We start from the raw sequence: 6799 nt of genomic DNA on the forward strand, positions 1-6799 counted from the left end.
CTAGGAGGTTAACATGTCCCGACAAACCATTCTCATCTCCTCGCTCGGCGAATCGCCTGCTGTGGTCACCGAGGCAATTGACAAGCTGGAGCACGAGGAAGGCATCCAGTTTACTCAGGTCATCACGCTGGGCACAAACGAAAATGATGTGCGCATCGGTGCTAAGATCCTCTCGGAGCACATCCCAACTCACTACAACAAGAGGAATATCGTCTATCTTCATCAGGCCATCGAAGCGACGGATGTGCTCTCGGAGAAAGACAATCTCGATTACCTCACGCTGGTGGCGGAGACGCTGCGCGCGTATCGTCGCTACAGTGACATTTACGTATCAATGGCCGGCGGACGCAAAACGATGTCTGCGTTGATGGCGCTGGCCGTTCAAATCTATGGCGCAAAGCTCCTGTGTCATGTCGTTCACTTGCTCATGGACGAGCATCTCCAGCGCAAGATGGAAGCGACCAACCTCCAACGATACCCGGCGGAGCAAGCGGCGCTGCTTCACCCCAGCCTCGAAGAACTTGAAATCGTTCGGCTGCCCGTAGTGAGTCTGTTTCCGCTGCTCAATGATTTCTTGAGTGCGCTGGGGGGTCAGGACATCGGCGCGCTTGATAAAACCGCGCGAGTCTTGCTCGAAGACACCGGACTGATCGAACACGAAGGGAGCGCCTGGAAGGTGACCAAGATAGGTCAGCAGCTCCACGCTGTGCTCAGCGACATTGAGTTATTGCCGGAGCCTTCGTCAACACTGCCCCAGCAAAAGGCCGTGGACCTGAAAGATCATCACGGCAAGGACGCATTGCACTTTCATGCCGAGCGGCTCCGATTTTTTCCCTATGCTGAGCGCATTGATTCGACTGATTTCAACTCGCAATTTGATCGGGGCCGCGTTTTCCATTCTCCCTACGGGCGATTGCTTGTTGAAGTGAAAACCGGCGAGCCTGATGTTTTGATTGTCACTTTAGCTGATTCTCAAAAAGGGTATCGCTTAGCCGTTCGTACTAAAGCCCAGACCGCCGCTCAAGCCGAGCGGGTGAAGCGGGAGCTAGAGCGGTTCCTCCGTAAGCAGACGTGAGACTTTACATCAAGCGGAGAGGTGCTGTCCGGAGACCGCTCCTACAAGGGTTCTTAGTGTGAGAAATGAAAGTGGAGTGATGTCACGATGAAACCAAACAGGTTCGATTCGAAGCCGAGGCGTCCAAGCCTCGGGAAAAAATTGATTCCATCGAGGAAGGAACTATTTCGTCGCATTGTCTGAAGGAGAAAAGCTATGGCAAAAGCAACCAAGAAAAATGAGTGGCTGACGCTTGCGGAAGTGATTGAGGCGGAACCGGAGGGCTTTGACCTAGACGAGTTCATCGCCCAGAGCGAGGAGTTGAAGTCGCAGATTGGACAACGCCTCGGTGGCGACGCCGCAGACTCGGCGGAAACGATTCGCCGCAATCGGGAGCAGCGGTCGTCATGAGACTTCAACCCAGGCGGCAACGCTGGCTTGGCCGTTGCGGGCAAGCTATGATTGAAATTTGGATGACCTTCATAAGGGGAGAAAACAACGATGAGTGACATCATGATCAAACTGCCCAAAGAGACGCTGCGAGAAATCCTAAAACAGATCCCGTTCGATGAATTGGGGGCCGTCACCCGAGACCTGCGAGCGCAAACGCCCCCTTGCAGCAGCAGATGGAGCAGGCCCGCGCCCGAACGAACCTATTCTCTCGTGCGCACTCACCGTTCTTCGCCCGACCGCCAGTTGACATTGGACCAACCTCTGCCGAGGGGATTGATAAGATTGTCGCTGAGGAGGCTTATAGCAAGGAATTAAGTTGGTGATGATCTTTGCCGTGAGGGATCCACGTGGCTATGAGATTCGATTGACCGATGAGTGTTGGTATAATCACATCTTGATAGAGCACCCAGAAATGAAAGGTCGAGAGCATGATGTCAAACGGGCTATCAAAAAGCCGAATTACATCTACGAAAGTAAACGCAGGCGTTCCACTCATCTCTACTTTTCTGAAGTCGGTCGCAGCCTTGCTGGAAAGGAATACGTCCTTGTAGTGGTGGCTATTCGCCACCGGGCCAAGAAGGGTTATATCCAAACCGCCTTCCTGGTCGAAGGACTTTCAAAAGGAGGAAAGTTGCTATGGAAAAGAAACTGACGTTCTCATATTACCCGCCAAGCGACGAGCTGAACATTCATTTCGGTGAGCCGCGCCCGGCGATCTCCAGGGAGATCGATGATGAAATTTACCTTCGCCTGGATCCCGAGACGCGGGAAGTCGTGGGCCTGACGGTGCTCCATTTTCGGCAGCGATTCGCCGGCGCCAAGAGCAAACCACTCTCGTTCGCCCTGCCGGTGCTGGCTCACATTAAGCTCTCCAAGCGAGAGACGAAAGCTCTGGGGATCAGCTAATGGTGAGAGTACCAGGGAGACGGATGCCCACGGAAAGTGAGAAATTGGGAGTCGCTTCAAAGAGGATTGGGACATTGAAAAAAAGCAACTTGAAACGCAAACTGGTAAAACACCACGGAGGGCGATCTGAGGAACCCTATCGTCACATCCTGGTGGCTGTGGCCGGGCAGACGCCGCAGATCATCACCGAGACGCTCTATGCCCTCATGGTCTTGCGCCGTCCGCCCATTCCCATTTCAGAAATCTTCATTCTCACCACCGCTCGCGGCGCTGAGGTTGCCCGCCGCGCCTTGCTCGACCGCGAGCAGGGCCAGTTCTTTGCCTTTTGCCGCGAGTATGGTTTCGGCCCCGGCTCCATCGCGTTTGATGAAAACCATATCATCACCATCAAGAAAGACGTGGGCAGTGCGCAGGGATCAGTGGTTGGGAGGAAGCGGAAAGAGCCAACCACTCGCCCTCAGCAACCCGCGACTGCATTGGACGACATTCGCACTGTCGCCGATAATGCCGCGCTGGCCCAGCAGCTGATCGGCTTCATCAAGCAATTGACCAACCAACCCGACACTGCGCTTCACTGCTCGCTGGCCGGCGGACGCAAAACGATGTCTGCTTATATGGCGCTGGCGTTGACGCTCTACGGACGCCAGCAAGATACGCTCTCGCACGTGCTCGTCTCGGAAGAATTCGAGAGCAATCCCAAGTTTTTCTTCCCGCCTCGACGCAATCGGCAAATTCCTATACAGCGCAGCGGCGCGCTGGAGATCGTCCATACCAGAGACGCCCGTATCGAGCTGGCCGAAATTCCCTTCATCCGGTTGCGCGAGCGGCTCGGCGCCGAGTTCATGCAACTTGATCAATCGGTCGAGCAGATCATCCAACTGGCCCAGTACCAGATCAACCTGAGCCAGCCCACTGCTGACCGTCTCCGTATTGACCTGAAAAAACGCGAAGCGCGCTGGGGTATGGTTCGTTTGGATTTGAGCGGCATTCTTCTGGCTTGGTATGCTTACTTTGCCGACCTCAAAGCCAATCGCTGTGTCCGACCCGAACTGCCTACCTGCGCCAGTTGCAGCGACTGTTTTCAGCGGCTCCAAGAGCTTGATCGCGAGCGGTTCATCCAAATATACCGCAGCGTCTACGCTTTCTCCGCAGACCAGTTCAACCAGTGGGAAAAGAAAACGCGGGAAACACTTCAACGTGGCCAGCTTGGCCCGTTTGATGAGCGGACGCTCATCAGCTACATCAGTCGGATCAACAAAGCTCTTGGCAGCGCCCAGCTCTCGCAGTCGTTGAACATCAGGACCACAGGCGGTTATGGCGGCAAACGCTATGGCCTGCCTGTAGACAAAAGACAGATTGATGTGAGCGGGCACGAGCTGCCGCTCAGACCGACTCACCAATGAATTCGGCATTCACGCCCGGCTGTTTGAAAACTGAATACAATCCAACAGTCCGAAGAAGGGCCGTGTGCGATCGAGCGCCATGGAAGGCAGAAGTAGAACGTCCCAAGCGGCAGGCTCCGATGTTCCGCGGGCATTGGGCAGTCCTGACCGCGCTGGGGTCGTTTCTGCTCACGCGCGCAAGCGGCCTCACAGATGGTAGCCAGACGTGCAGCGTCTGTATCCGCCCATCACACGATGAGGCCGCGCAAGCGGTCTCATAGAAGGTTGCCAACTGTGAAACCTCTAGGAGATGATGTTTCAGATGTGGCCGCGCAAGCGGCCTCACAGATGGTAGCCAGACGTGCAACGTCTGGAACGTGAGGCGAAAATAAACAGCGCGTTGGAGACGCGCCAAGATGTGCGCGTTCGTGCCAGCGGTTGGGCAGCATGAACCATCCGATCAGGGAACGGGTCGCGCCGCTTTAGGCCGCGATACTCTCCGCAACGTTTCACGTCTGGCTACCCTTTAGTGGCGGCTGCCGCCCCCGGAGTCAATGCCGAGTGAAGATCGTAGATGCCCGTTTAGTTAGTTCATCTGCCGCTATGCCTTTGGGCTCCGTTAACCTGGTCTTTCTTTTCTCAATTGGTATAAGTCCTTGGTTGGTGAAGCGCGGGGCGTGGCCACAGGTCATTGGAGAGTAAGGAGAGTGACCGGTAGCACAGTGGAGAGTTCGACGCTTCCATTTCTCACAATCCATGAATCACGGATCACGAACCCCGAACCCGACCCACGTTCCACGAGCCACGGAGCACGGCTCACGAATCACGGATCACGAACCACGAGTAACGCTGTCGCAATGTTACATGGTTCGCAGCGTAGGACGCCTTGATGCTACGCTGATGCGTGTGAGGCAGAGCGATGACGACGTTATATCTGACCGAACAAGGCTCAACACTTCAGCGCCAGAATGAGCGGCTGATCATCAAAAACGGTGATGGCACAGTCAATGAGATTCCGCTTATCAAAGTTGACCGTGTTGTTGTGCTGGGTCGCGTCCATTTGACCACAGGCGCGATCAATACGCTGCTCAGTAACGGCATTGACACCACGTTCTTGAGCAGCCGCGGCCAACTGCGCGGGCGGCTGACGGCGCTCGAATCGAAAAATGCCCCATTACGCCTGAAACAATACGAACGCGCTTCTGACCCTTCGTTCTGCTATGAGGTGGCTCGTCGTATTGTCCGTTCCAAGATCACCAGCAGCTTGCGCGTGGTCATGCGCTACGAGCGCAACCATCCTGAAGCCGATTTTCAAGCCCAGATGCGCGAACTGGAGCGCACCTTGCTCTCCGGCCTGCGCGCTGAAACGCTTGATGGATTGCGCGGCATCGAAGGCCACGCCGCCGCCATTTACTTTGCCACCTACGGCCAAATGTTTCGCGGCCCACTCCGCTTCCATAAGCGCAGCCGCCGCCCACCGCTGGACCCGGTCAACGCCGTCCTCTCGTTCGGCTACACGTTGCTCACAGCGGAAGCTATCGGCATCGTCTCAGCCGTTGGCTTTGATCCCTATATCGGTTTCTTTCACGCGATGGAGTATGGCCGTTGCTCGCTGGCGCTGGACCTGATCGAAGAGTTTCGCGCCGCCATCATTGATCGAATGGCTCTGACCTTGTTCAATAACCAAATCCTGACGCCGGAAGACTTCCATGCTGTCGAAACCGGCGGCATCTGGCTTAATGAACAAGGGCGAAAGCGCTTCCTCGCCGAATACGACCGCACCATGGCTCGTAAGTTCGTCAGCCGTCATACCGGCCATCAAACCACCTTTCGCCGCTTGATGCTCAATCAAGCTGAGCGATTGGCCCGTACCGTGCAATTTAACGAACCCTACGAGCCTTACGAGGCTGAACATTAATCCGAACGTGGCTCGTGGCTCGCTCCACGCTTCGCTGTTGATGACTGACAAGCCACCGGCCACCAACAGAGATTGGAAATCGAGGAGAGATATTGAGCATCACAGCTTGAAATCGTGAGTCGGATCATGGATCACAGACCCACAGATCACGAACCACGACCCACGGATCACGGACGACGAATCCCGGACCACGGATCACGAGTCACAGCCCACGAATCCCAGATCACGAATCATGCCGATCAAACGCATCATGTTCTACATTATCAGCTACGACATCGCCGACGACAAACGCCGCGTGGAAGTAGCCAAAACATTAGAAGGCTTCGGGTCCCGCGTGCAGTACAGCGTATTTGAGTGCCTGTTGACTCAGGATCAATTCGACGTGCTCATGCGCCGGCTCTCGGCACTAATTGACCAGACGACGGATTCACTCCGCTCCTATCGGCTCTGCAACGCCTGCGTGGACGAAATTGTGCTCAAGGGCCGCGGCGAGGTTACCCAGGATGAAGATGTCTACGTCTATTGATGCCTTTTCTGCTCAGCGCCTGCTTGGCCTAGCGGCGACCTCGGCCGCTCAGTTTTCGCGCTCTTTATCGGTACTGTACGGCTCATCGCAGCTTGGCTACGTTGTTGCGCCGCCTGGCTAATCACTAGATTATAATGGACTTGTCGGTTCTATCTGGCGCCTCCTTAAATATCGCTTGCCTTGGCATCCCATTTTGTTGTATAAGAAGGGGGGTTATCACAAATCACGTATCTGCTGTTTGACAAATGAATTAGCGAGTTTTTGAGGGCCTTTCAGTGGCACTTTTAGCTGTTGAAAAATGTCGTCCAAGGGGGGGTTATCACTGGAGGCTTGCAAGTTGTTGAAAATAAAGGGCCGAAAATGGGCACAGTCGGAAAACAGGACTCGCTTCAAAGAGGATTGCGACTGATAATATAATACTCCCCGTCCCACGTGACCATTGCGGGGTCGGAAAACAGGACTCGCTTCAAAGAGGATTGCGACCGTTGAGGCGGAAGGTTACCCGCACTTCGTCACGTGGGAGTCGGAAAACAGGACTCGCTTCAAAGAGGATTGCGACG

General features: G+C 55.0%; 7 protein-coding genes. All 7 read left to right on the forward strand.

Annotation, left to right across the window (positions count from 1 at the left end; translation table 11 throughout):
* The first annotated feature begins 13 nt into the window (after positions 1-13).
* The 7 genes from NZ823_11820 (at position 14) to cas2 (ending at position 6239) form a co-directional block, all read left to right on the forward strand.
* Positions 14-1075 (forward strand): CRISPR-associated ring nuclease, encoded by a 1062-nt coding sequence (locus NZ823_11820; GenBank protein ID MCS6805810.1) that lies wholly within the window; start codon positions 14-16, stop codon positions 1073-1075.
* A gap of 195 nt (positions 1076-1270) precedes the next feature.
* Positions 1271-1465 (forward strand): hypothetical protein, encoded by a 195-nt coding sequence (locus NZ823_11825; GenBank protein MCS6805811.1) that lies wholly within the window; start codon positions 1271-1273, stop codon positions 1463-1465.
* 361 nt (positions 1466-1826) lie between these two features.
* On the forward strand, positions 1827-2159 hold the full coding sequence (locus NZ823_11830; protein ID MCS6805812.1) for a hypothetical protein: 333 nt from the start codon (positions 1827-1829) through the stop codon (positions 2157-2159).
* The gene (locus NZ823_11835) at positions 2144-2413 is read left to right on the forward strand and encodes a DUF2283 domain-containing protein (GenBank protein MCS6805813.1); all 270 of its coding nucleotides are present in this window, start codon (positions 2144-2146) and stop codon (positions 2411-2413) included. Before NZ823_11830 ends, NZ823_11835 begins: the two co-directional genes overlap by 16 nt.
* Before the next feature lie 74 nt (positions 2414-2487).
* Complete coding sequence (gene csm6, locus NZ823_11840; GenBank protein ID MCS6805814.1) at positions 2488-3816, forward strand: CRISPR-associated ring nuclease Csm6; 1329 nt, start codon at positions 2488-2490, stop codon at positions 3814-3816.
* Positions 3817-4714: 898 nt separating this feature from the next.
* Complete coding sequence (gene cas1 / locus NZ823_11845; GenBank protein ID MCS6805815.1) at positions 4715-5713, forward strand: CRISPR-associated endonuclease Cas1; 999 nt, start codon at positions 4715-4717, stop codon at positions 5711-5713.
* Between the two features lie 232 nt (positions 5714-5945).
* A complete protein-coding gene (gene cas2, locus NZ823_11850; GenBank protein MCS6805816.1) occupies positions 5946-6239 on the forward strand; it encodes a CRISPR-associated endonuclease Cas2 in 294 nt (97 codons plus the stop codon).
* The last annotated feature ends 560 nt before the right edge of the window (positions 6240-6799 follow it).

The organism is Blastocatellia bacterium (assembly GCA_025054955.1).
Taxonomy (GTDB): domain Bacteria; phylum Acidobacteriota; class Blastocatellia; order HR10; family J050; genus JANWZE01.